The following is a 25,801-nucleotide window of genomic DNA, read 5'->3' on the forward strand; positions in this document are numbered from 1 at the left end:
GCAACAACAGAATGAGGAGTTATCTAAGTGATTAATATAAATGTGTCAGAGCAACTCGTCAGCCGTACTACGGGTACAGGAAAAGATCTGGTTTTATTGCACGGATGGGGAATGAACAGTGGTGTTTTTGAACACTTTATTCCGTTGCTGGCCCAAGATTTTCGTGTAACAACCATCGATCTTCCCGGTTTCGGAGAAAATTCAGGTTTTTTACCACCAACATATTCTGTAGATTCACTGGCCCATGCCCTTCAAGAGATTCTGCCCCCTAAGAGTATTGTGGCTGGCTGGTCCCTTGGCGGAATGGTGGCGCAAAAGCTGGCACTGGACTTTCCAGAAAAAGTCGCATCGCTAATTACTATTGCATCAACCCCGCGATTTATAAACGGGCCGTGTTGGCCTGGAATCCAGGCTGAACTGCTGGCACAGTTTGAGACTGAACTGGCCCGCAACTATCAAAAAACACTGGAGCGCTTTCTCGCTATTCAGGCAATGGGCAGTGCCACAGCAAAACAAGATATGAAAGCAATTAAGCAGAGTATCAGCGCCTATCCATCACCGTCAGAAACCGCATTAAGTGCTGCCCTTAAGTTGCTGTCAACGGAAGATCTCAGGCAGCACGTAGGCAAAATTAAACAGCCAACGCTTCGGATCTACGGGCGACTGGACAGTTTGGTTCCTACCAGCGGTATCGACAGGATTTGCGAGTTACACCCGCAAAGTGACACGGTTGTCCTGCCTCATGCGTCTCATGCGCCCTTTATTTCTCATCCCCAGCAATCAGCAGATATTATCAGGCAATTTGCTTATACGGCTTAGAGCGTGTTGACTTTTGCAGTACAAAAAGTGTACCGCAAAGATCAACACGCCCTAGTTACCTGATATAGAATATATTTTTCCTGCAGTTCTTTATCGGATAAGAACTGCACAAGTATGTAAGTAAAAAAAGTGACTTCAAGACTTCTCCTTTTCTCGTTTTTGGTTAATAATTAACCGTGAGAGAGTAGAGGTCTATTTTATGTCGAGTATTATTGGCAATAGTATTAACTCGGCCATCGTGTCGGGTATGAGTGGTTTGCAAAACGCTTACCAAGGTATGAATCAAGCGTCGATGAACATTGCGCAGCGGGCAGCGCAAAACAGCGTTGAGAGCAACGGCACCGGCGACGTACTGATTAACGCATCGCTGCAAAACCTAACTAATGTGAGAAATACATTGCCTAGCGGCGGTGACAGTCTCACATCTGATTTAGTCTCGTTGCAACTGAACAGCAATAACGCACTGGCATCCGCAAAGGTGGTAGATACAGCGTTTGATACCGTTGGCACCATCATAGATACGCTCACCTGATAAAATGAATATCGTTACGCCAGTCCCCACGTCATTAGTGTTCACAACCGCGAATGTGAGCACGGAGGCTGCTCGTCGCGAAAATCTACTTAAAGATACTATTCCCCCTTCCAAAGACGCAGAGCAAAGTGCCTCAGAACAAGGCTTAGGTTCAGAATCTGATCGCGCTAAAACACCGGGTCAAAAACCTGCGCCGGTAACCTATGAACGGCCTCAGATTCAGGTTGATGCTCGCCCAGACGTATTGCAAAACGAGGGTGAAAACCAAGGCAGCGACACTGACAACGGAAATAAAGAAAGTGCCGGAAAAGAGTCGGCAGAAGAAAAACAGCAGCAACAGGCACAGCAGAAAGAAATAGAATCCCTTGAAAAGCGGGATCAAGAAGTACGTCAGCACGAGCAAGCCCATGCTGCCGCTGGTGGGCAATATGCAGGCTCGCCTAAATATGAATACGATACCGGCCCCGACGGAAAACGTTATGTCACTGACGGTGAGGTGAGTATTGATGTTTCTGAAGCTGAGTCACCCGAGCAAACGGTGCGAAAAATGGAGCAGGTTCGCGCGGCAGCGTTAGCGCCAGCTGAACCTTCTTCGCAAGATTTAAAAGTGGCGGCGGAGGCCAATCGCAAAGCCACCGAGGCTCGGGCAGAATTATCATCAAACGATGAAATTTCTGGCGCCGACGCATCTGTTTCTGCCAGTGGTAATGACTTTTCAGTAGAAGGAACCGGCGCTCGCCAATTGGACATTCAGGATGAGGTTTACCAGAATCGTATTGGCGTGATTCAACAGTTTTATCAGGCTCAGGTCTCTCCGAAGGACGGTGGTTTTACTGCGTTTGCGTAGTGCTTTTTTTCAATCTCAGCGCAATTTTTCAGCCTAATGGGTGGCAGGAATATTCTTTTCTTACAAAATCATACCTGCTTAGAGCGTTGGCGAGACTCCCAAATACTCAGCTAGAACCCGGAGCAACTGCTGTTTCTCAATGGGTTTACCTACGTGGTCGTTCATGCCGGCTTTTTCACATGCTTCAATATCCTGTTGCATAGCGTTAGCAGTCAGAGCAACTATGGGCACTGTTAACTGCAGACTCTCCCTGATCATTTGAGTGGCCTCGTAACCGTCCATTTCTGGCATTTGAATATCCATCAGAACCAAATCAAAAGATTGGTGAGTTAATTGTTGGAGCGCTTCTCGCCCATTTTGTACCCGGGTAATGGTGAGGTTTGTCTGACTCAGTATTGCCTCAATAACCTCAACATTTATGTCATTATCTTCCACCAGTAATAGCCTTGTTTTTGCAAAAGAGGATACTTTTTCTGGTGTTGGCAATGAAGCGACAAGTGCGCTGGCAATACTTAGATTGAGATCGAAGTAAAATGTTGAGCCCTTTCCCGGTTCAGTATCTACAAAAAGCTTTGACCCCATCAATTCCAGTAGCTGTTGGCAAATGTGTAAACCCAACCCAGAGCCACCAAACTTTCGGGCTGTAGAGGACTCTGCTTGCATAAAGGGTTCGAACAGGCGACGTTGTTGCTCAGGTGTTATGCCAATACCTGTATCGGCTACACTCACGCGAAACTGACAGTGCTCTTCTGTTAGCAACAAGGTTGTTACTAGTATTTGTATTTCACCCTCATTAGAAAATTTTATTGCATTAGAGATGAGATTGGCGAGTATCTGTTTGACACGCAATTCATCAAAAATCATGATTTGCGGAATGTTGTTGTCGATGGTGAAGGTAAATTTTAGTTTTTTTGCACTTGCCTGAGCATGAAAAATGTCACCGATCTTTCTCAAGCTATGGCGAATCTTACAAGGGTTTTCATCAAGCTCTAGTTTGCCCGCTTCAATCTTTGAAAAATCTAACAAGTCATTGATAAGTTGTAAAAGCATTTCAGAAGAGTTGACTATTTGAGAAGTCAGACGCTTATAAGGGGTATTTTCAAGCTTTTCTGTGAGGACCTGTCCAAAACCGATAATAGCGTTCAGAGGTGTTCGTATTTCGTGGCTGATATTGGATATGAACGCTGATTTCAAGTCATTGTGTAACTCTGCTTTTTCCGTAGCTTCTGCATACAGTTGGTTCGTAGATCGTATCTTGCGAAGCTGAAAAACCATAATTATCAACATGACAAACGCCATGAAAATCAAAACTATTAACCATTGATTGTATTGTCGCTGACTATTGTCTGCCGCTTCTCTTGCTGCAAGCAGATTAGAAACCGCAGCGTTTTGTTCTTCCAATTCTGCAGCGCGCTGTTTTTCAAAGGCAATATCGTTCATCAGTTTTGAGCTTTCAAGAAGCTCTAAATCTTCATATTTTTTTGCTTCCACATAGTCCTGATGAAATTGTACAAATTGGTTATAAGCGGTTTTGTAGTCGCCCTGAGCTGCGGTAATTTGAGACCCTATTTGTTCCAATTCCGCGCGCCACGTGGTCACTTCTCCTTTCCGGTTTTCATCAAAAATTCTGCGCGCATTGTCCAGAGCTACCCGGGCCTTTTCATATTGCTGCAGAGCGAGAAATGCTTTAGCCCTGTACTTGTACAGTTCGCTCTCAAAATAAGAGGATGCATAAGCATGCTCAAGGACTCTATCTGATATTGCTAATGCATCATTATATTTCTGCCAGCGGAATAAAGTCGAGGCTCTACCATACATGGCAATATACTCTCCATAGTGAGTATCCAGGTTACCATCTGTTTTTTCAGTAGTTTCGAAGTAGTCAATAGCTTTGGCGTAGTCTTGCTTATTGCGATATAGAATACCGATAGAGTATAAGTTGTCACTAACAAGAATCCAGTCGCCACGGGCTTGCGCCCCTGGGAGGGAGAGCAAATAATGCTCAAGAGCGATGTCCAGCGAACGTATAGAATGATAATAATCTGCTACTATGTAGTGGTACAGTGGCTCCAGATGGGGAAGATTGTGCTCTCGCATGAGCGTATTTAGTGACTCAAGCAAGCTGGCATTTTGCACGAAGGCTTGATTTTCACTATTGGTAATCATCAAATAAATGCGGGTTAGTACCTGTAATTCGGGGGATAGCGTAGTAGAAGCCAATAACTTGGTAAACATAGGCTGAGCAAGTTCCAGCCGGGCATCAATGCCATACATGCGCGCCAAGCCCAATTTAATTACTGCGCCACTGTTGGCGTCGTCTTTTAACGATTCAAGCACATTGATTATTGATGCCGAGCTGACCTGGTGCATCTTTATCATATACTTGACGTACTCTGCAGCTATCTCAGCCCTTTCGACGTCCGTGTAGTCATCAGACTGTAACCGATACTCGAGAACCTGGATAACTTCACTGATAGGTGAAGGTATTTCTGTGTGTATTCTTTCCGATAAAGTATTCAATTCGTCGGTGAGCGTGGCGTGACTTGACGTAGAAAAAAACAATCCGGCGATGCAGAAAAAGCGCAAAAAAAGAGAAATACCAAAAGAGCTGGTTATAAAAGAACTAGACACAAGAATACCCGAAATTTTATAGTCTCAGGTAGTATGGTTCGAGCTGAAGAAAAGTACAAATGTTGGTTAAAGTAAATCTACTAAAGTTACAGATAAATCATTGTGTTATTATAAGGCTGCGGCCCATATAGGCCGCATGTAGAACTTAGTATTTAATAACAGCGTGTAAAAGTATTTACTTTTGTTTGGCTTTGGCAAACGCATCGGCAAAAGCGTTACCCATTGCCGCATTTGATGGCTGAGCAGACTGCCTGCCACCCCCGCTGCGATTGCCTTGTTTCGGCTTGCTGCTTTTCGCTTTACTTCCTTGAGGGCGTTTTTCTGTGGCAGGCACTGGCGTGTCGTCGAGTCGCATGGTAAAGGAAATGCGTTTGCGCTGAACATCCACCTCAAGCACTTTTACTTTAACAATATCTCCGGCCTTAACCACTTCCCTTGGGTCACTAATAAACTTATTTGTTAGCGCTGAAATGTGTACCAGGCCATCCTGATGAACACCAACATCTACGAATGCGCCAAAATTAGCTACGTTACTAACCACACCTTCTAAGATCATGCCGGGTTTTAAATCGCTAATGGTTTCTACGCCTTCTTTAAAAGAAGCGGTTTTAAATTCTGGACGAGGATCTCTTCCCGGTTTATCCAGCTCTTTTAAAATATCTTTTACAGTAGGCAGACCAAAAGCATCGCTGGTGAAGTCATCTGGTGACAACTTTCGCAACAGCTCGGTATTACCTATCAGATCGTTTACCGCTACCTGCGTGCGATCAACAATGTTATCAACAACGGGATAAGCTTCCGGGTGAACGGCTGAACTGTCCAGTGGATTTGTTCCGGCTGTGATCCGCAGGAACCCGGCAGCTTGTTCGAATGCTTTTGGTCCTAAACGTTCTACTTTCAGAAGTGATTTACGGTCGGCAAACGCGCCATTATTGTCGCGGAAAGCGACAATGTTGTGGGCCAGCGTTTTATTTAACCCGGACACATAGGAGAGTAGTGCAGGCGATGCGGTATTTAAATCAACGCCAACGGCGTTAACACAGTCTTCAATAACGCGGTCAAGGGATTTCCCTAACTGACTTTGACTGACATCGTGTTGATACTGGCCAACACCAATGGCTTTGGGCTCAATTTTCACGAGCTCTGCCAGTGGGTCCTGAAGGCGACGAGCGATAGATACTGCGCCACGAAGAGACACATCCAGATCAGGCAGTTCTTTCGACGCCAACTCCGATGCAGAGTAAACCGATGCGCCAGCTTCACTTACCATAATCTTCTGGGCACCGAGCTCTGGGGCCGATTTGAGCATCTCAGCAACGAGTTTGTCCGTTTCTCTTGAGCCAGTCCCATTTCCAATACTGATTAATTCTACCTTGTGTTGCTTACATACATTCACTAAGGTACGCATGGATTTATCCCAGGCATTTTGTGGTGCGTGAGGGAAGATAGTGTTGGTCGCCACGACTTTGCCGGTCTTGTCTACCACGGCAACTTTAACACCGGTTCGCAGACCGGGATCGAGGCCCATGGTGGTCTTGGCACCAGCCGGCGCAGCCATGAGCAAATCATTAAGGTTTTTAGCAAAAACACTAATAGCTTCTTCTTCTGCTTGCTCTCGGAGCTTGGCAAACAACTCGGTTTCCATGTGTAAACCAATTTTAATTTTCCACGTCCACTGCACTACCTGTTTAAGAAAAGCGTCAGCAGGACGTCCTTTATCTGCAATGGAAAAATGCTCGGCAATAATATGTTCACAATGTGAGGGAGCCAGTGCATCCTCATTTTGCGGGTCTGCATTTAACTGAATGTGTAACATGCCTTCGTTACGACCGCGGAACATAGCCAAAGCGCGATGTGAAGGAACGGTTTTAAGTTTTTCATGATGGTCAAAGTAGTCTTTATACTTTATGGCCTCTTTCTCTTTACCCGGTGCTAGCGTGCTGCTCACAAAGGCGTTGTCATTGAGATAGTGTCTGATTTTGGCCAACAGACTGGCATCTTCAGCGAATCGCTCCATTAAAATATAGCGTGCGCCTTCCAGGGCAGCTTTAACATCTGCCACCCCTTTGTCTGCAGACAAAAAAGTCTCTGCTTCTTTTTCGGGAACCAGAGTCGGGTCGTTAAACAGTAGATCTGCAAGTGGCTCCAGGCCAGCCTCGATAGCAATTTGGCCTTTGGTACGTCTGCGTGGCTTGTAGGGTAAATAGAGATCTTCGAGTGTAGTTTTACTGTCTGCTGACTGAATTTCTTTGCGCAGGCCGTCAGTGAGTTTGCCCTGTTCGTCAATGGATTTTAGAATAACCGAGCGACGGTCTTCTAAGTCGCGAAGGTAAGTAAGGCGCTGCTCCAGTGTGCGTAGCTGAGTATCATCCAGACCCTGAGTCACTTCCTTTCGGTATCTCGCGATAAACGGCACAGTGGCACCCTCGTCAAGCAGTGTGACTGCGGCCTGTACCTGGTTGGCGTTGACGGCTAGTTCTTCGGCAATTTTGTTGATGATCATAATGAACTCTGTTGCGTTCCTGATAGGTCTGGCCCGTGCTAGTGGGGCGGGCGTAATTCGTATAATAATAAAGTGGCGCAAGTATAGCACTGATGAAAAGCGGGAAAATGACGTTCGTCTCACTTTTTAACCGGTTTTCGGAGGTGGATGCCTTTGCCTTTGGTTTTTAATTGTCTGCCATCGCTTAAATACGGTCGTCTGTGTCGTACCAGATTTTATTTATCCACCACGTAAAATGACCGGCTTCAGTTTTCACTTCAATATCGTCTTCTACCATTTTGCCAATTAAGGCGCGGGCCATGGGCGAATCCACCGAGATGAAATCCTTTCGGCCAAAGATCTCGTCGTACCCTACAATGCGAAGTGTCATCACCTTGCCATCGTCATTCTCTATTTCGATCCAGGCTCCAAAGAACACTTTGCCCTCTTGTTCCGGCGAGTAATCGACGACCTTAAGGCGTTCAAGACACTTGCGTATATAGCGAACGCGTCTGTCGATTTCTCTGAGTCTCTTTTTGTTATACTGGTAGTCGGCGTTTTCACTTCTGTCGCCTAAACTGGCAGCCCAGGTTACTTTTCTGGTTGTCTCAGGACGTTCCACTCGCCACAAATGATCGAGTTCTTTCTGTAATTTTTTATATCCATTCCGTGTGATCAACGGCGTTCGCATACTAAGAATTCACTATCTTTATGTTTCTTCTACTAATAAAAAATGAAATTACGCCGATAAGCAAATGGTATCTCGATGATTTTGCATAAGAATGTCATCGCTATGCATTGCTAGTGCATAAAATATGAACGAAATACTGGCGCAAATGTCATATAAACATCCATACTTAATGTGGAGACAAACAGTGAGTAAACCAATGGACCATCAACAGCATTTTCAGCAGAAAAAGAACACCGCATCAGCCACTGCCAACGGCATTACAATAGTGGGCTTTTTGCTGTTTCTATCAGGCGTCACCCTGTTTGCTGTTGGTATTATAGATGTGTTGGTTCAAATCGACAGTATAAAAACCGCAGCGTTAATTGTCGGTGGTCTGTTATCTTACAAGGTTGGGCACATCATGATACGTCACTGTGCTACACTCAAAGCGCGTCCAGAGCGCAGAAGGCTTTTGTTGTCAGACAATAGTTAAAACACGACTGCATAAACAGGTTTTTTTTATCGCCAATCGTTCCATAAAAACACTGTCAGGTTTTCAGAATTCCCTCTATATTGAAAGTGAAGCAAATAGTTTCTGCATACACAGTAAAGCCCGAATTCTTATCCGGGCACGCGCTTGAACCTAAACAGGCGATATGCACGTAAGGACAACTTGTAGGTACGGAGATACCAAAAAGAAAAGCCGACGATTTATGCGTCGGCTTTTTGTTAGTTCAGCGCTGTCTTATTCAGCAGCTTCTTCATCAGCCTTAATGACTTCTAACAACTCAACATCAAAGATCAGCGTTGAATTTGGCGTGATAAGCCCTGTTGAACGTTCGCCGTAAGCCAGTTCTGCAGGGATCACAAAGCGGTATTTAGCGCCTTCTTTCATCAACTGTACACCTTCAGTCCAGCCGGGAATTACGCGATTAAGAGGAAAAATCACAGGTTCTTGTCTCTCGTAAGAAGAGTCGAAAACCGTGCCGTCAATTAACGTACCGTGATAATGTACTTTCACTGTATCTGTTGCATCTGGGCTTACGCCTTCACCTTCTTCAATAACCTCATACTGCAAACCTGAATCAGTTACCGTAACGCCTTCTTTCTCAGCGTTCTGAGCTAAATAGTCAGCGCCAATCTGAATATTTTCTTCTGCAGCTTTTGCAGCCATTTCCTGCTGCTTTGCACGTATTTCTTGTTCGCCAGCCTGGGCAAACTTCTGAATATCGCCTTGTGACAACTTGGTATCGTTGTTCAACGCGTCTTCGAAACCCTGCTTAAGCGCTTCCTGATCAAGTGGCATGCCTAATTGATCTTGTTGTTTGGCGCGATTCGCCACAAATAACCCCATGCTAGCTCCCATCGCATAGGCTTGTTTTTGTGCATCAGTCATATCTGCAGCCGCGCTACTTTCCGTGGCAGTGTCTTTCACTTCTTGTTCTTTGCTGGTTTGGTCGGTATTTGGCTGACAAGCAAATAAACCCAAAGCGGCTATGGTAGATAAGGCGACGAGCGACTTACGCATAAACTTCTCCATTTTAAAAATAAAAACCGTGCGCGTGCACGGGTGTTTTAATGTTAACTAATAAATTTAGAAAAATGATCAATGATAAAATCATTTTGCTAAATTGATCATCATCTATCCATGCTATGGTAAACACAGCCGTAGATAAAGCGAAACCTGTAGACATGATTCATCGACGATTGTTCCAAAGAATACTATCACTGACCGCTGTCTTGCTTTTTTCACAAGGGTGTACGGTACCCGATTCACATCCGTTGGAAAAGTGGCAACATGGCAAAGACGGTACTTTTGCCGCAGATATTTCAGTGGACGGCAAATTGAGTGTGGTCTCCGGTGTGGATAACGGGATCAGTGTCTGGCATAACACCGATGAAAAGGTGCTTTATCACTGGCAGCATCAAAGCGAAGGAAATAATCTTGTCCTTGCCATTCACATTTCCGCAGACAGCCGTTATGTCGTCACCACTGACAGAGATGCCTTTGCCCTTTGGAGCATCGACAGCGGCGAGCCTGTGGGTTTTTGGCGCATTGATGAGTCGACTATCCGAGATGTAGCGGTGAGTAATAATGGCAAGGGTATATTAGTCGGGCGGAGCAACGGAAAAGTAATGTACTTCGAACCTGAAACTGGCCGTCGCTTAGAGTTTTTAGGGCATCAGGAACGCATCAACAGTGTGGACATTTCCCCCAACGGGCAATTCGCCCTAACAGGTAGTAACGATTATGTGGCTTACCTTTGGAGTACACAAACAGGGCAAATAATTCATACGTTTACCCATTCCAGCAGGGTGACAAAGGTGGCAATGGATGATGCCGGGCGATACATCTTCACCGCAGACAGTAAGCACGATTCTAAAATTTGGAATGCACAAACGGGTGCACCCATTAGCAACCTGAAGTATATTGCGCGCCAGAAAATCTTTACCGATGCAGTTTTCTCTGAAGATGGTAAGCACTTACTTACTGGGGCGCCATCAAGACGCATATACCTTTGGGATGTTAGAACCGGGGAGCAACAGGGCGAGTGGAAAGTGGCAGCCAAGGCTGGGTCCCGCCCCGCTACCGCAGTGGTTTATGGGGTGAGTTTTACGTCAGAGGGAAATATTTTATCCGAAAGCAGCAGCGGGTTAGCAGAATTATGGGCAGTGGACTAATGCACGACAATATGACAATAGATGAAGCCGTAGCGGCTATCGAGGAATTACAAACGAAGGTTGCGTTTCAGGAGCATACAATTGACTCTCTGAATGAAGCCCTGACCGAGCAGCAGTATCAAATTGAGAAGCTCCAGGTGCAACTTCGTCACGTCATGGAAAAAGTTAAGGGGTTTGAGCCTTCAAACATCGCCAAGCTTTCAGATGAAACACCGCCGCCCCATTATTAGCATCAACTGGTAACTTGCAGGCTAACCGTTTTTTCTGTGTATTAATTTAGAAAAAAACACGTTCTTTGACTACGCTTTGTTTATGACCTTGGCGAGTAAATTAATTTATATCATCTCGCTAACCCCGTTATAACGGAAAGCATCTTGTTATGGCCAGAAAACTTAGAACATCAGTAGCGGGTGTACCGCAGCTTGTCCAACGACTAGGACGAGAAGATATAACCCCTTTTATTGACGATGCAGACAAGCAGACTTACCTGGACTATATGTTTCGATACGCCTCTCGATATGGTGTCTCAATCCATAGTTGGTGTGCGGGTAAAAACAGTATCTTGTTTTTGTGTACACCGTCTGAAAGTGACAGTATTTCTTTAATGCTGCAGGCAACAGGTCGCTTATATGCACAGTTTTATCATCAGCGTCATAAAACCCAAGGGGGAATTTGGCGAGACAGATATAAGTCTGCACTGGTACTGGATGACGATCTGCTTGTGGAAGTGTACCGGTTCGTTGAGCAAAACCCTGTTGCTGAAGGCCTGTGTGACGCGCCTGAGAATTACCCGTGGTCTAGTGCTGCAGTCAATGGTTTAAATACGCCACACGGCACCATTGAGCCGCACAGTGCTTTTATAAGGACGGCGGCAGACTCTGCCATTCGTCAGCGTATGCATCTGCAACGGTTACATAGTCAAAACCCCAATACTGATCGTGCCATCGAAAAAGCATTGCGTATGGGCCTTGCTATGGGAGACGAAGGCTTTATTCGTCGTATTGAACAGGTTACGGGCAGGAGGCTTACTGAAGGCAAGCGGGGAAGGCCACGGAAAGACCAGCATGTCGCACAGCTTTAGTGCTCAGTAGCGTCGTTATCTTCAGCGTGTTGCGCTACATCTGCTTCACCGACATCCTGCCACTCAACAGTGTCTTCAATGTCGCTATTAATGGCTTCAACGAACGCATTGCGCAGTATACCTGCCAATGTAGTCAGGAGCGGCGTATTTACATCATCCAGGGAACCTGAAATAGGAATGCGCGTGGCAATTTGATCCCTTTGCTGGTTTTCAAACAGCTCAGCGATAAAGCCTGATATGGCTTCAGCCATGCCGCGAAAGATACCGTCGTTGTCCCTTTCTATATCGCCTTTCCACGAAAAAACCTCAACATTGTGAAGGATCGGTTTCGCGTAGCCCTCCAGTTTTCCATTGTCGCTGGCAAGTTCCATCGCCATTTCGAGGTGTCCTGCTTCAAGGTCAAAAGGCGCATAGGTATCGAGGACATTTTTAAAATTAACCAAAGCAACGTCATTGGCCTGTAGATTAATATCAAAGGTTGGCAATTTAGTAGCCGGGTTCAATGAGGCGTTGAGAGTTAACGTACCCTGCTCGGTGGTCTTGCCCGTAGCCTTAAGGGTTGCCACCAGGCTCTTTGATAAATCCCGACTGTTAACCAAATTTACCGCCGAGGCGTTGAGGTGATGAAGTGATACATCAATACCCGCATTGGGATTTATAAAACGCACAGCACCATTTTCTATTGTCAGCTTATCTACTTTTAATGGTACCAATTGGTCAGCAAGGTACAGCCAGTTTTCGTCCTTCCCCGATTGACTACTTGACTCAGAAGCGCCGTCTACAAAGTTGAGCGATGGCTTATCTAATAATACGGTTGCGACAACAGATCGATCGAGCAATGCAGACCACAACACGCTAATGTCTACCTGTTTTGCACTGAAGAACGGTTGTTCTACTTCTCCTGTACGTTTGAAAATAAAAATATCTTCAATTTGGTATGCGCCACGCCATAACATGATGTCCACGTCGCCAACACTGCCGGTAAAAGTGTCACCCTTATCAAGGGTATCGTTTATATACCACTGAGCACCGAAAGGAAGTACAAGGCGAAGTGCAAGGATAACGGCCAAAGCGCAGAGTGCTACCTTGCAATACGTGAGTGTTTTCCCATTCATCTAAGCGCCGCCTGTGCATAAATCATCAATATTTGTACGAATCAAACTTCGTGCCACTGTCCTCGTGGTGAACGATCCGACTCCCTCTCCTGATAGAGATTTAATTTTATGGGGTTTTTTCTTGGTTTGGTTGTAACGGACAGGGGGCTGGACTGGTAAGCTGGAGGTAAGCCTGTGAATGACTTACCGACCAAACGGTAAAATTAACAAAGGATGGCAATTTATACTGCAATCACTTAGTGCGGTTTAAAAACGCCGATAACATTTTCATCTGCGCGGACTTTAGCTTCGATGCTATCGTCGGTTTGCGATTGAGAGTGGCCGCACTTAACACATTCCAATTTTTCAACATTATTCTCAAAAAACAACATGATGGAGTCCATCGCGTTACACTTAGGACACGTAGCTCCAGCGATGAAGCGTTTTTTCTTTCTTTCAGTCATTGTAAACCTCTGGTCTTTCAGATGCGCGCAGCAACGAACACATAAATGGAAGATGGTGCCATGACGGTGAAAAACAAGCCATCACCGGATGAGTTTGCTATCATACGCCCCTGAATTTGGAGGACAATTTTCCGGGCATGATTACCTTATCTGACGTTACCCTGATGCGCGGCAGCAAAGTGCTTTTAGAGCACGCGTCGGCACAACTCTTTCCTGGCCACAAGACCGCCCTTATCGGCAGCAATGGTTGTGGTAAATCAAGTCTCTTTGCGTTGTTGCGCAATGAACTTGCAGTGGATGCAGGCGACTGTAAAGTACCGGAGCACTGGCGTATTGTAAGTGTAGCACAGGAAACACCAGCGGTAGATCGGTCTGCGTTGGCCTATGTTATTGATGGCGATAAACACCTGCGAACGCTACAAAGCAATCTCGCTGAGGCTGAAAGCCGTCAGGATGGCGAAGCTATGGGCCAAATTCACGGTCAACTTGAACAGGCCGGAGCCTATGACGTGGAAGCCCGAGCAGCAACAATTCTGGCGGGTTTGGGGTTCACCACCGCACAGTTGTCGTCACCAGTGACCGACTTTTCTGGTGGATGGCGTATGCGTTTGAATCTCGCGCAGGCACTGCTTTGCCCTTCCGATTTACTGCTGCTGGATGAGCCCACCAACCACCTCGATTTAGACGCGGTAATCTGGCTTGAAAAATGGTTGCAGCGCTATTCAGGTACCTTGTTGCTCATCAGTCATGACAAGGCCTTTATAGACAATACAGTGGCAAACATTATCAGTGTTGAGCAGCAAAAGCTGGTGGCGTACACAGGTAACTATTCATCTTTCGAGAAACAGCGGGCAGAGCGAATTCGGTTGCAGAATATTGATTACCAAAAGCAGCAGGACAAAATCGCCCATCTGGAATCCTTTATCACCCGGTTTAAAGCGAAGGCGAGTAAGGCGAAACAAGCACAGAGCCGGATTAAACAGCTAGAGCGTATGGAGCAACTTCTGCCTGCCCATGTGGCAAGCGAATTCAACTTTTCATTTGCAGAACCAACGGGCTTGCCAAACCCGCTGGTACAAATGCGGGATATTCGGTTGGGGTATGGCGATAAGATAATTTTAAACGATGTTAAGTTGAACCTGGTGCCTGGCAGTCGTCTTGGTTTACTTGGCCGCAACGGGCAAGGGAAGTCAACACTCATCAAGCTGTTGGCGTGTGTGCACGAGCCTATGCAGGGTTCTTTTACTGCAGCGAAGGGGCTTAATGTGGGCTATTTTGCCCAGCATCAGTTAGAAACCCTTGACCCAAAGGCGTCTGGCTTGTTGCATTTGCAGCGCATTGACAACAAAGCAACGGAGCAATCACTGAGGGATTTTCTCGGCGGCTTTGGCTTTCATGGGGATCAGGCGCTCAGCCCCGTTGCGCCCATGTCCGGTGGTGAAAAAGCCCGCTTGGTACTGGCGTTAATTGTTTATCAAAAACCAAACTTACTGTTGCTGGATGAGCCAACAAACCATTTGGATCTGGAAATGCGCCATGCATTGAATATGGCTTTGCAAGGGTTTGATGGTGCAATGGTACTGGTATCCCACGATAGGTTTCTATTGTCTTCCGTATGTGAAGACTTCTACCTCGTCGACCGTGGTACGGTTGAGCCATTTTCCGGTGACCTGGATGATTACAGAAACTGGATCCTCACACAGCAAAGTGAAGAAAAACCGGTAAAAGACGACAAACCCAAAGTCGATCGCAAGGAAGAAAAACGCCGTGAAGCTGCCTTTCGACAATCTGTTGCGCCTTTAAAGAAAGCGTTGGAAAAACACGAAAAAGCCATTGAAAATAAGTCGGCTGAACTGGCAAATGTAGAAGTCCGCCTTGGTGATGCGGATTTGTATGCCGATGAAAACAAAGGGAAGCTTCTGGCTTTACTTGAAGAACAGGCAACGCTAAAACAAGCCATTGAGGAGCATGAAATGGCCTGGTTGGAGGCTCAGGAAGCAATGGAAGTAGCAAGGAATGAATATGAATCTTAATGCAGATACATTTTGGCAATACAGTTTAGATATTTATGGCCGCCCTACAGTGTCTGAAAACGCGTTGGCGTTACAAGATAAGCACAATGTTAACGTGAATATGCTGTTATTGTTGTGCTGGTGTTTGCAAAATGGCGCGGTGATAACCTTGAACCAATGGCAGGTTTTGCTTGCCGCTATTGAAGAGACAGAGCAGAAACTTTCTGCGCACAGGCAGCAGCGCAGACAGGCGAAATCGGCACAGCCCCAAAACGCTTCTGCTTATGAGGCTCTGAAGAAACAAGAATTGGCCTTCGAGTTAGAACAACAAGAAGCCCTTACTACCATGTTTAACCGCCTGAATGTTGAATATGTCACACTATCAGGCGTTAATGGCAGTATTGCCAGCTTTGTAAATGTCTTCTCACTTCGTCAGCAGCCTGAGGCGGTTAGTAGAATAACGGCAATAGTAAAACAGCTTTAGCAACCTATGGATTCACTTTCATCTAAGCCTTCCTCTGGTCATGGGCAAATAATACGAAGCCGTTTTACACCGTCCCGCTGGGCACGAAACCGCCATGTGCAAACCATTTGGCCAAGATTTATTCAAAAGCGCCAACCCGTAGGTTATACATGGGAAAGGCTAACTACACCAGATGACGATTTTCTCGATATTGCCTGGGGACCAAAACCCAGTGAGATTAGTGGTATTGTTGTCATGTTTCACGGCCTTGAGGGTTCCATTCGCTCTCACTATGCCAATGATATGATGGCCGCGCTAAGTCTTGCAGGCTGGCAGGTTGTTATGATGCATTTCAGAGGCTGCAGCGGCGAAATAAATCGTCAGCCAAGGGCATATCATTCTGGCGAGACATCTGACCCTGCATTTTTTCTTTCATGGCTTGAAAAGCGCCACCCAGGCATACCCAAAGTGGCCATTGGCTTTTCTCTGGGAGGAAACATGCTGCTAAAGTTGCTTGGAGAAAACCCTTCTCAACCATGGCTTCAAGCCGCGATTGCCGTGTCTGCTCCTTTAAAGTTAGCGGTGTGCAGTGACAACATCAATCAGGGCTTTTCGCGGGTATATCAGAAGTATCTGCTTAAAAGTATGAAAAATACATTGCTTAAGAAAATGCAGTGTATCGATTATGGTGGCCTCATCGACATCTCTGCACAGGAGGCGAAAAAGCTGGATTCCTTCAAAGCGTTCGATGAGCGTGTTACTGCACCGCTACATGGCTTTGCCGATGCCACAGACTACTATGAAAAATGTAGTGCGTATCCCTTTCTCAGTGCAATCCATTGCCCAACGCTTATTCTGCACAGTTTGGATGACCCGTTTATGCATCCCTCTGTGGTACCAGACGAAACGGCACTTGCACGTGCTGTTACGTTAGAGTTAAGTGAATACGGTGGGCATGTTGGCTTTATGCAAGGCAATATGACTGCACCGACGATTTACCTGCAATCCCGAGCGATTGCGTTTTTTAAGTCCTATTTACCGGTGAATGAGCAAGAATGATTATTCCTATTAGTGAGTTGGAGAGTGACACGTTGCGCGGTATTGCTGAGTCATTTGTACTACGGGAAGGTACGGATTATGGTGAAGTAGAAGCGAGCTTCGAAGATAAAGTTGATGAAGTTATTGCTTCGCTTAAAAGTGGAGAGGCTGTGTTGGTGTATTCAGAACTACATGATTCGGTCAATATAAGGCAAAAAGACGACTATGAGCCGGGTGAAGAAAATAGCGTTGAGTAAACCTGGTGGGACGAGAGCCTGACGCCGCCAGGCTCATATTAAAAATATCAGAAGGTGTAACGGGCGTTGAGTTGAGTAATATCCAAATCATCAACTTTTTCGTAGCTAAGCCCCACAGCCCATCGGGGTGTAAAGTAGTAATTTGCCCCAGCTTTTACCGTCATGTCCCCGTCATCCAGATCGTAGTAACCAATTTCTCCCAAGACTTCCACTTGATCCGTCAGCATACTGCGAACACCGGCGTTAACACTGTAGCCGTTTTCATCGTACCCTTCGAAGTCGGCACGCTCAAAGTTGGCTCCCACGTAGGCATCGGTACTACTATTGATGACAAAACGATACCCAAGACCCATAGAGAGTAAATCCAGATCACCACCGCTTTCGTCCAGCATGCTGTATTCACCGGTGACAAAAATATTGTTTTCCAGCAGATATGTTCCGCCAATATCGAGACCATCGAAATCTGCACGTCCAATCTCAGCATTGGTGTACCCGCCTTCCGCAAAGCGCCAGTTGGGAGATGCAGCAAATGCTGAAACAGAAACCGTTGAAAGGGTGAGAATGCTGATGAGATTCGTAATACGCATTTGATACTCCTAAATAGATGCGAAAAAAATGGTCGAGAATGTCGCCCATAGATAAGAAGGGAGTGAGCAATTCATTTGCCAATGTGGCTTTGTCCCCATTATTTATGGTTCTTGATTGGAGCTAACTAACTGATTTTTAGTTTTTTTAAATTCTTGTTACTAGAGGGGGTCGTACTCGTCGATTAACAAATTATTATTTCGATAACTCGTTTAACTCCGTTTGCGCTGTGCTGGTGTCTGCGCAGGGCAACAGTGCGACGTCTTTTCCCAACAGCCTGTAATTCTTTCCTAAAGCACAAAACTGACTTTCTAGCTGCTATGCAGGTAAACACTTGTATTACATAGCATTAAAGGTGTTATTAACAGTCGGTAAACTTGGATCGCCTTTTGCAAAATCACTACTAAAGTCTAATCGTTGATTCCATTAGGGATCGAATACGTGATTGTTAATCGGAGCCAGGAATTATGTTGCCGCGAAATCAATTAGCGACAAACACGGATTTTACATTACCGTTAATTACTTCATTCAGTACGATCTTCTCTATTAGCCCGGCCGTACTTCGCGCTGTTGTTTACTGTATGTGCATTGGTTTTAGTACCCTTAGCCTTGCTGACGAAGTGAATGACAATAATCTGCCAGCGGGCAAGCCGATCTTGAATCGTATTATTGATGCAGCTAAAACGAATGCGCAGCGGGCATATGAAATGAACGATCACGACCTTGCCACCGAGTTAAAGGAAATGGATTACGAGACGTATCGACAAATTCGTTTTAATCCGGATCAAGCGTTGTGGCATAAGCAGAAAGACTACGAACTTCAATTTTTCCATCCCGGATTTCTCTATCAGCAGCCAGTAACAGTGGTGACCATCGCACCGGACAATAGCGAAGAGATCCTTAGTTTCGACAGTGATAAATTTATATATGAGAAAAATGCAGAAGCCCTGGCTGGACTTACAGATGCACAGTCGGGCTACGCAGGTTTTCGCATTCACTACCCGATTAAAAACAGCGCATATAAAGACGAATTTGCAGTATTTCTCGGCGCTTCTTATTTTCGATTGGTAGGAAAGGATCAGGTTTATGGTATTTCTGCCAGAGGGCTTGCACTGAATACAGCCATGCCTGAAGGGGAAGAGTTTCCTCACTTTACCAAATTTTGGATCATCGAGCCGAGAGACGGGCAACCAATAACGATTTATGCTCGCCTGGAAAGCCCCTCTGTTTCAGGTGCTTACAGTTTCGAACTTATGCCAGGCAGTGACACCACAATGCAGGTTAAAAGTTGGTTGTTTGCTCGTGAAGATGTGGAAAAATTGGGTGTGGCTCCATTTACGAGTATGTTTTTGTACGGTGAAAACTCACAAAAGCGGCACGACGATTACCGCCCGGAAGTGCATGATAGTGATGGTGTAATGATGTTAAACGGCGCTGGCGAAATACTGTGGCGTCCACTTACCAACCCTACCAGATTACAAATTACCTCTTTAAGCGATAAAAGCCCCCAAGGATTCGGCATGCTGCAGCGAGATACAGACTTTCAGCATTATCTGGATGCCGAAGCAAATTATCACCTGCGCCCAAGTTTATGGGTAACACCTAAGCAGGGGTTTACCGAGGGCAAACTGGAGATAGTTGAAATTCCAACAGATTCCGAAGTGCATGACAATATTGTCGCTTACTGGGTTCCAAATGCTCCGTTTTTAGCTGGTGAAAGCCGCTACTTCGAATATGAGGTGAAAACGGTGGAAGAAAAACCAATGCGCTACGGTGTCGCTACGGTGGTCAGAACCCGGCAGGGGATCAGCCAGTTACCAGGCTTTGAAACCACTGAAGAGCGAAATGTAAGGCGCTTTGTGGTCGATTTCACCGTACCAAAGGGCATGAAACTCAAACCTGAAGACGTAAATTTAGTACTTGATGCCACCAACGCGCAGGTGGAGCAAGCCAGAGTGTATGCAGTTAATGGTGATAAGGAAATTCGGGTTACTTTCCTGGTTGTACCCGAAAGTAACGCCGTGGTGGACATGCGAATGTTCTTAAATCAGAACGAAACGCAAATGAGCGAAATATGGAGTTATGTGTATGCGCCACAGCAATGAACGAACTCAGGGTGAGATTGATGACGCGGCCAACGCGAAACCCTATTTACTGAATGTTGCCGGCAGAGGCTGGCGACTTATGTTTATGGCCTGTCTGGTTTTGGTATCTACAGCCCTTGCCGGATATAGTTTATTTGAAATTTTCAGACCTAACAGATTCACTGCCCTGGAAATGACTCAGCTCGCCTTGAGCATGGTGTTGTTTCTCTGGCTCACCATGTCTTTCTGGACAGCAGTTATCGGTTTCCTGCTAAAGCTTTTTCATATTGACCCACTGTCGTTAAAGCGGGAAATACCCAAAGGTGACGCTGCGTTACCCGTACGTCAGAGACACGCCATCGTTATGCCGGTGTACAACGAAGACACCAAACACATTATGATTGGGTTTGAAGCCTGCGTCCGGGAAATCATGAAAACCACTGCGGTAGACCATTATGATTTCTACATGCTCAGTGATACCCAGGATGAAGGCAAGGCCATAGCAGAATTGCGGGCGTGGAAGCGCCTGCAGCAGCGATTGGGAGACAATGCGCCTGCCACTTTTTACCGTCGTCGCGAAGATAACTGGGGACGAAAAGTGGGTAATATTACTGATTTCTGCGAACGCTGGGGAAGTCAGTACGAATCTATGTTGGTATTGGACGCAGACAGTGTCATGTCAGCAGAGCGCATTTTAGATTTGACCCGTCGAATTGAAGCAAACCCTGAAGCGGCAATGATTCAAACCATTCCAATGCCCGTGCGGCAAGACACCTTTTTCGGTCGTTTTGTACAGTTTGCTGCGCACTTGTACAGCCCTATGTTAGCCACGGGATTGTCGTTCTGGCAGACAGACAGTGCTAACTACTGGGGGCATAATGCCATTATTCGTGTCGCACCGTTTATGCAGCATTGTGGCTTACCCACACTAAAAGGCCGGGCACCGTTTGGCGGTGATGTGCTGAGTCACGACTTTGTCGAAGCTGCCTTACTTCGTCGGGCCGGTTGGGAGTGTTATTTGGTCACCGACACCGATGGTTCCTACGAAGAGGTTCCGGGCAATATGGTCGACTATGCTATACGTGACAGACGCTGGGTTCAGGGGAATATTCAACACCTGGGTCTACTTAAAATTAACGGCTTAAAAACCACGAACCGCTTGCATTTTATGTTCGGCGCGTTCGCCTATATGTCGTCGCTATTGCTGTTCGCTATGCTTATGGCTGGTACGGCAGATGCGCTGGTTAAAGCGCTGGTCGACCCTGTGTATTTTACCTCCGCCCATCAGCTATTTCCCAACTGGCAAATAGCCAAAGAAGGGTTAATGATAGCGACGTTGTGGGGCACCATTGCGTTACTTTTCATGCCCAAGCTCCTGGGTTTGATTCTGGCAATGATCCAACGTCGCAAAGATTTTGGTGGTTTCTTTCGCTTGCTGTTTGGTGGTGTGGTAGAGCTATTCATGGCCGTGTTGATTGCGCCAATGATGATGTTTTATCACAGCTATTTCGTACTTAGTGTGTTAGTGGGTCACCAGGTAAAATGGGAAGCGCAAGCACGGGAGGGCAGAATGGTTCCCTGGCGGGTGGCCATATCAAAGTCAATCACAATGACTATTCTTGCTCTTATATGGGCGGGCACGACTTTTTACTACACACCATCCTTGTTTTTGTGGCTGCTACCTGTTTTAACAGGCATGGTGTTTGCTGCGCCTATTATCAGGCTTTCCAGTAGTCCGGGCTTTGGTCGGTTGTGTCGCCGGATAGGAATTTTTGTTATCCAGGAAGAACTTTACGAATCGCCGGTGCTGGTTGAGGTTCGACAGCACATGGCAATATTCGACATGGATGATTTAAATAAAACCGCAGCAGATATACCAGCATTAGCTAAAGAGGTGCCTCAGGCCATGATTATACAGGATTTATCTGCCCCTCCACTTGCTAAACGGCTTTCCAATGGTGATGTAATCGCGGCCAGGGAGCATCAGGCGAAAACGCGACACGCCGCTTGAGCGCATTCAAATACGCCTCCTGAAGGAGGCGTACTCACGTAACATTAAGTTTTCGATTCGTTGTCGGAATTATTGCGCAGATAACCCGCTGCTTCTTCGTCATCCTTTAACGTGATTTTCCCCTGGCTTGCGTCACTACTATGAGCACGGGTTTGTTGATTGACCTGATGAATCACACTGGCGCTTTGTAAATCAGCTTCATTGGTAATCGATGCAATAGATTCGCGATTCTTAAGAAAGTCTTTAATCTCAGTCACAATATTCTTCAGTTCATCATCGTTTTTTGTCATGCCCATCAGAAAACGGGGTGTTTCGAGGTTACTTGCTCCACTGGTAGCGAAAATCGAACTGGAGATTTTCGTGGTAATGATCCATGGCGTGATCGAGCTTTTCACTAACACATTTTCCGAACGGGTTGAGTCATGAATGGACATACCTGTAGAGAACTTAGATTCATTAAATGTGCCTTCAGCTTTAACGTACATCAACATAGATTCAAACTTCATTTCTCCCCAGAAAAGGTGAGATGCATTGTTGAGAATCTTACCTGCCGCACTAAATGCCATCCAGGCGAAGAAGGAGACCAGAGCACCACTGATAATGCGGAACAGTTCAATTACGTGTGCTTCAGAAAGGCTGCCACCGGTGAAGCGCAATGTGGCATCTCTTACCAAACTTACGGCATCAGCTACGTCCAGCGCGAACAGTGAGAGAAATAAATAGGCTAATAACACGCAGCCTTGTGCAAGAAGTGATGGCAGCACTTTCTGCCCGGTTTTTATTTCGCTGGTTTGTTCCTGGGCGAGTCTGGGTTGAGTTTCAATGAGTAGTTCACCGTCGAAACTGCCTTTGCCCTCGGTTTGCTCTTTGAGCTTAGGATCCAACTCCCGGTATATACGGTTGGGGATTTCTTTGTAGCGGCGATTAGCCAGTACGATATTCTCAAGATTGATAAAAATTTCGTTCGGATGAACAGATTCCTGTAAATTTTCTCTGTATTCACTGACTTCTGTTTGCGGGGTGACTCCCTGCATTCTCGACAGCAAGCCGGGAAGAATACCCAATACAACAAGCACCATAGTAAACCCTAGAATAGCGAGGTTTTGCCAGGCACTGAAAATGCTGTATTTTTCAATGGCAGCTGCGAGTTCTTCTGTAGACAAAGGAACGACGGTATCCAGCCCGAAACCCACTACCACAGGCACCAGAATTGACAAGGTGATGAGCAAGGGAACTGATACTCCCGATGCTTTCTGTAGTTGCGTGTTTTTGCGATTGCTAATGGCATTCGCGGCCGAGAACCACAATCTTAAAAGGTAGATCAGTAACACCAGAGACAACACAGGCATGGCGAGAAGCTGTGCTTTTTCACCAGCAAGACCAGTGGAAACGATGAACGCCACAATTAGGAATGATACAAGTGCTGCAGTGAAGCTAATAGCAAGGCTACCCATTTCTTGCGCCAGGTTGCGCAACGGGTATGGCAAAAACGTTAATTTCGGTAGTACTGAATGCAACAGACGTGCAACCCAGCCAACAGGTTCGAGGAACGTGGTGTTTTTTCGCCCCATAAGCATGGCATGGAGTTGATTGTCATCGTATAACACAACTTTTTGTTCGGCCTGGGCGGAGTCTTGTTCAGAGCGGGAACGGTTATACGCCAGTGATGTGGGCACAGAACGGCCAACAAAATAACGAAATAACTGGAAGACACCCACCCCAAGATGTCGGCAACCGGCAGCCAATAATACGAAGCCAAGAATGGCATAGGTATAGGCATAAACAGGGTTTTCTTTTAACGCTCCTGCCACCATTAACAGTGGAATTATGCCACCTGCAACAAGAATGGCTCCGGTGACAGATCGAAGTTTTCCTTCGGTTTTGAAGGGGTTTTTTATACCTAACGTTTGGGAACCAAAATCGTACGCCATACTGAAATTCCTTTTAGTAACATCTGGGGTAGAAGCGCGGACAGCAACCTGTTGTCAGATTCGTCCGCTCAATACAATAGGTTGGTAAATAATTATTGGCTGAAAGTGACAGAAAAAGTGACAGGCACTGCCAGCGTGATACTGCTCAACTTGGCGACGTCCTGAAGCGCCTTAACACCGCCTTCAAGCTTAAACGATGCGGCGTTTATAACCGTTGGGGCTGTGGTCGCGACAGTTAGTTCATTTTCGCTTAGTTTATTTACAATAACCTCAAACGTAGCCGGTGCTGTCACACCGTGAAGTGAGATTTCGCCTTCCACCGACGTTATTTTGCTTTCGCCTGCGGGAAGCGACATAAGGGCGTCAGGCACAGATGCGGTAAAAGTGGCGTTGGGATAGCTACCGGTTTCGAACAGCATTTCCTGCATGCGCGTATTGCGAATATCAATATTGGTATTCACGCTACTCAATGGCACTGTGATAGTAAGTTCGCCCTTGTCTGTAATTTCACCTTCAAAGCTATCGAAGCTGTGTACTTCTGTGACCTGTGCGTTTTTTGTAGTCAGAAAATTAAGGCTTGAAGTATCACTCTCCAGTGTCCAGGCCGCCGAGACCGGCAGTGCGACACAAGTAGATAAAGCCAACAACGCGCGTTTGTACATCATTACTTTGCTCCTTTTTCGTACTGGACAATATCCTGCCAGGGAACACGTTGGTCGCCTAACACGACAAAGTCGGGGTTTTCCAGAGTGTTACGCTGGTTATAGGTAAGCGGCTCAAAATTTGCCGCTAGAATGCTGCCGCCAGCTTCCGAAACAATACATTGAGATGCGCCGGTATCCCATTCTCCGGTAATACCCAAGCGCATAAAAACATCGGCCTTGCCTTCAGCAATAAAACACGACTTCAACGAACAACTGCCAAGGGGAAGGGTTTGATAAACCCGTTTCGCTGACATGCGGGAAAATACTTTATCTCTAGACTGACGACGGCTGATAGCGATCATAACTACGCTGTCATGAGGGTCTTCCAGGCGTCTAACGTGGATCTGTTTCTCTTCATCAGGGCTTGATTTAAAAGCGCCATTACCTTTACTTGCATAATAAAGCGATTGCCCTGGAGGCCAGAATATGACGCCAATCACAGGCTCGTTGTTCTCAATTAGCGCAATATTAACGGCGAAGTCACCACTGCGTGCAATGAACTCCTGAGTACCATCAATTGGGTCGATGAGCCAGTAACGTTTCCATTTAATGCGCTCATCCAAATTTGCGTGTTTGTTTTCTTCAGAGAGTATGGGAATGTCAGGCGTCGCCGCAATTAACCGTTTATTAATGATATCGTTAGCGAGGTAATCAGCACTGGTGACAGGTGAATCATCGTCTTTGGTGTATGCGTCGAAATCGCCTTTATCATAAACTGAAAGAACGGCTTCTCCAGCTTCTACAGCCACTTCTTTGGCAAGTGCTAATAGTGTTTCGTGGGTGTCATCAGGCATGAGATTTGTTCTCCTTTAGCCACTTCTGAGCCAGAAAGAGGGCTGCGATACAGCGCGCCTCGGTAAAGTCTTCCCGGCCGAGTAATTCATCAGCCTGGCGCAGTGGCCAGTTAATCACTTCCAGTGGCTCGGGCTCATCACCTTCAAGAGATTGTGGAAATAAACCCCTCGCCACGACAATTGTCATCTGAGCATTAAAAAACGTAGGCGCCATGCTTACGGTATGAATAACATGTAGCTCTTTAGCTGCGTATCCCGCTTCTTCCTGCAGTTCGCGGTTGGCCGCTTCAATGGCGGTTTCTCCTGGGTCGATGAGTCCTTTGGGAAACCCCAGTTGATAGTCGTGGGTGCCTGCTGCATATTCGCGAATGAGTACCATTGTGTCGTCATCAAGCATGGGCACTATCATAACTGCGCCCCGATTGCCTCCCGCCATTCTTTCGAACTGGCGTTCTTCGCCATTTGAAAAAGTGAGATCCAGTCGCTCAACCTTAAATAGCCGGCTTCTGGCAACAATTTCTCGGTGCCGGATTTGAGGTAATGTTTTGGCGGAATTTATTTTACTCATGTTTATCCGTTACAACTTTCGCTATGATAACAGTCAATACTTAAGCTTAATG

24 protein-coding genes are annotated in these 25,801 nt (G+C 46.2%); 13 read left to right on the plus strand and 11 right to left on the minus strand.

Translation table 11 applies throughout. The annotated features are described in order from the left end of the window. Positions 1-27 precede the first annotated feature (27 nt). The 3 genes from bioH (at position 28) to ACXACM_RS03610 (ending at position 2,198) form a co-directional block, all read left to right on the plus strand. On the plus strand, positions 28-819 hold the full coding sequence (gene bioH, locus ACXACM_RS03600; protein WP_474819851.1) for a pimeloyl-ACP methyl ester esterase BioH: 792 nt from the start codon (positions 28-30) through the stop codon (positions 817-819). 199 nt (positions 820-1,018) lie between these two features. Beyond that, complete coding sequence (locus ACXACM_RS03605; protein WP_474819852.1) at positions 1,019-1,351, plus strand: hypothetical protein; 333 nt, start codon at positions 1,019-1,021, stop codon at positions 1,349-1,351. A 4-nt stretch (positions 1,352-1,355) separates the two neighbouring features. Further along, a complete protein-coding gene (locus ACXACM_RS03610; protein WP_474819853.1) occupies positions 1,356-2,198 on the plus strand; it encodes a putative metalloprotease CJM1_0395 family protein in 843 nt (280 codons plus the stop codon). Between the two features lie 78 nt (positions 2,199-2,276). On the opposite strand, the gene ACXACM_RS03615 is transcribed toward ACXACM_RS03610, so the two are convergent. From ACXACM_RS03615 to greB, 3 genes are all read right to left on the minus strand, one after another. After that, positions 2,277-4,829, minus strand: a complete 2,553-nt coding sequence (locus ACXACM_RS03615; protein ID WP_474819855.1) for a hybrid sensor histidine kinase/response regulator — start codon at positions 4,827-4,829, stop codon at positions 2,277-2,279. 175 nt (positions 4,830-5,004) lie between these two features. After that, entirely contained in the window at positions 5,005-7,332 is a 2,328-nt protein-coding gene (locus ACXACM_RS03620) for a Tex family protein (RefSeq protein WP_474819856.1), read from the minus strand. A gap of 184 nt (positions 7,333-7,516) precedes the next feature. Continuing rightward, complete coding sequence (gene greB, locus ACXACM_RS03625; RefSeq protein WP_474819858.1) at positions 7,517-8,002, minus strand: transcription elongation factor GreB; 486 nt, start codon at positions 8,000-8,002, stop codon at positions 7,517-7,519. A gap of 184 nt (positions 8,003-8,186) precedes the next feature. Here greB and ACXACM_RS03630 point away from each other — a divergent pair, with 184 nt between their 5' ends. Then, positions 8,187-8,474, plus strand: a complete 288-nt coding sequence (locus ACXACM_RS03630) for a hypothetical protein (protein ID WP_474819859.1) — start codon at positions 8,187-8,189, stop codon at positions 8,472-8,474. A gap of 252 nt (positions 8,475-8,726) precedes the next feature. Here ACXACM_RS03630 and fkpA read toward each other — a convergent pair whose 3' ends face one another. After that, a complete protein-coding gene (gene fkpA, locus ACXACM_RS03635; protein ID WP_474819861.1) occupies positions 8,727-9,509 on the minus strand; it encodes an FKBP-type peptidyl-prolyl cis-trans isomerase in 783 nt (260 codons plus the stop codon). A gap of 164 nt (positions 9,510-9,673) precedes the next feature. On the opposite strand from fkpA, the gene ACXACM_RS03640 reads away from it, so the two are divergent. The 3 genes from ACXACM_RS03640 (at position 9,674) to ACXACM_RS03650 (ending at position 11,744) form a co-directional block, all read left to right on the plus strand. Next, positions 9,674-10,663: a WD40 repeat domain-containing protein gene (locus ACXACM_RS03640; protein ID WP_474824205.1), complete on the plus strand. Its 990-nt coding sequence runs from the start codon at positions 9,674-9,676 to the stop codon at positions 10,661-10,663. Beyond that, a complete protein-coding gene (locus tag ACXACM_RS03645) occupies positions 10,663-10,893 on the plus strand; it encodes a SlyX family protein (RefSeq protein WP_474819862.1) in 231 nt (76 codons plus the stop codon). Before ACXACM_RS03640 ends, ACXACM_RS03645 begins: the two co-directional genes overlap by 1 nt. Before the next feature lie 149 nt (positions 10,894-11,042). Then, positions 11,043-11,744 carry a transposase gene (locus ACXACM_RS03650; RefSeq protein ID WP_474819863.1) on the plus strand — a complete coding sequence of 234 codons (702 nt, stop codon included), beginning with the start codon at positions 11,043-11,045 and terminating at the stop codon, positions 11,742-11,744. On the opposite strand, the gene ACXACM_RS03655 is transcribed toward ACXACM_RS03650, so the two are convergent. After that, positions 11,741-12,859: an AsmA family protein gene (locus ACXACM_RS03655; protein ID WP_474819864.1), complete on the minus strand. Its 1,119-nt coding sequence runs from the start codon at positions 12,857-12,859 to the stop codon at positions 11,741-11,743. The two genes, ACXACM_RS03650 and ACXACM_RS03655, sit on opposite strands and share 4 nt — an antisense overlap. 236 nt (positions 12,860-13,095) lie before the next feature. Then, a complete protein-coding gene (locus ACXACM_RS03660) occupies positions 13,096-13,302 on the minus strand; it encodes a YheV family putative zinc ribbon protein (RefSeq protein WP_474819865.1) in 207 nt (68 codons plus the stop codon). Positions 13,303-13,439: 137 nt separating this feature from the next. On the opposite strand from ACXACM_RS03660, the gene ACXACM_RS03665 reads away from it, so the two are divergent. The 4 genes from ACXACM_RS03665 to ACXACM_RS03680 are packed head-to-tail and all read left to right on the plus strand — an operon-like array spanning position 13,440 to position 17,072. Further along, a complete protein-coding gene (locus ACXACM_RS03665; protein WP_474819866.1) occupies positions 13,440-15,335 on the plus strand; it encodes an ATP-binding cassette domain-containing protein in 1,896 nt (631 codons plus the stop codon). Continuing rightward, complete coding sequence (locus ACXACM_RS03670) at positions 15,325-15,798, plus strand: TIGR02444 family protein (protein ID WP_474819868.1); 474 nt, start codon at positions 15,325-15,327, stop codon at positions 15,796-15,798. Before ACXACM_RS03665 ends, ACXACM_RS03670 begins: the two co-directional genes overlap by 11 nt. Positions 15,799-15,804: 6 nt before the next feature. Then, positions 15,805-16,836 carry a hydrolase gene (locus tag ACXACM_RS03675; RefSeq protein WP_474819869.1) on the plus strand — a complete coding sequence of 344 codons (1,032 nt, stop codon included), beginning with the start codon at positions 15,805-15,807 and terminating at the stop codon, positions 16,834-16,836. Further along, positions 16,833-17,072 carry a YheU family protein gene (locus ACXACM_RS03680; RefSeq protein ID WP_474819870.1) on the plus strand — a complete coding sequence of 80 codons (240 nt, stop codon included), beginning with the start codon at positions 16,833-16,835 and terminating at the stop codon, positions 17,070-17,072. Before ACXACM_RS03675 ends, ACXACM_RS03680 begins: the two co-directional genes overlap by 4 nt. A 47-nt stretch (positions 17,073-17,119) precedes the next feature. On the opposite strand, the gene ACXACM_RS03685 is transcribed toward ACXACM_RS03680, so the two are convergent. Further along, positions 17,120-17,659 carry an outer membrane beta-barrel protein gene (locus ACXACM_RS03685; protein ID WP_474819872.1) on the minus strand — a complete coding sequence of 180 codons (540 nt, stop codon included), beginning with the start codon at positions 17,657-17,659 and terminating at the stop codon, positions 17,120-17,122. A 465-nt stretch (positions 17,660-18,124) separates the two neighbouring features. On the opposite strand from ACXACM_RS03685, the gene ACXACM_RS03690 reads away from it, so the two are divergent. Beyond that, complete coding sequence (locus ACXACM_RS03690; RefSeq protein ID WP_474819873.1) at positions 18,125-19,762, plus strand: OpgD/OpgG family glucan biosynthesis protein; 1,638 nt, start codon at positions 18,125-18,127, stop codon at positions 19,760-19,762. Next, positions 19,746-21,752: a glucans biosynthesis glucosyltransferase MdoH gene (gene mdoH, locus ACXACM_RS03695; RefSeq protein ID WP_474819875.1), complete on the plus strand. Its 2,007-nt coding sequence runs from the start codon at positions 19,746-19,748 to the stop codon at positions 21,750-21,752. The genes ACXACM_RS03690 and mdoH overlap by 17 nt, the downstream gene beginning before the upstream one ends. 44 nt (positions 21,753-21,796) lie before the next feature. Here the strand turns inward: mdoH and ACXACM_RS03700 are convergent, their stop codons facing one another. The 4 genes from ACXACM_RS03700 to nudE all read right to left on the minus strand — a co-directional run bounded on the left by ACXACM_RS03700 (position 21,797) and on the right by nudE (position 25,749). Continuing rightward, a complete protein-coding gene (locus ACXACM_RS03700; protein ID WP_474819876.1) occupies positions 21,797-23,683 on the minus strand; it encodes a hypothetical protein in 1,887 nt (628 codons plus the stop codon). A 92-nt stretch (positions 23,684-23,775) separates the two neighbouring features. Next, on the minus strand, positions 23,776-24,348 hold the full coding sequence (locus ACXACM_RS03705; protein ID WP_474819877.1) for a YceI family protein: 573 nt from the start codon (positions 24,346-24,348) through the stop codon (positions 23,776-23,778). After that, complete coding sequence (gene cysQ / locus ACXACM_RS03710; RefSeq protein ID WP_474819879.1) at positions 24,348-25,181, minus strand: 3'(2'),5'-bisphosphate nucleotidase CysQ; 834 nt, start codon at positions 25,179-25,181, stop codon at positions 24,348-24,350. The genes ACXACM_RS03705 and cysQ overlap by 1 nt, the downstream gene beginning before the upstream one ends. Continuing rightward, on the minus strand, positions 25,174-25,749 hold the full coding sequence (gene nudE, locus ACXACM_RS03715; RefSeq protein WP_474819880.1) for an ADP compounds hydrolase NudE: 576 nt from the start codon (positions 25,747-25,749) through the stop codon (positions 25,174-25,176). The genes cysQ and nudE overlap by 8 nt, the downstream gene beginning before the upstream one ends. Positions 25,750-25,801: the final 52 nt, after the last annotated feature.

The sequence above is a fragment of the Alteromonas sp. AWQ4_252 genome (genome assembly GCF_056158205.1).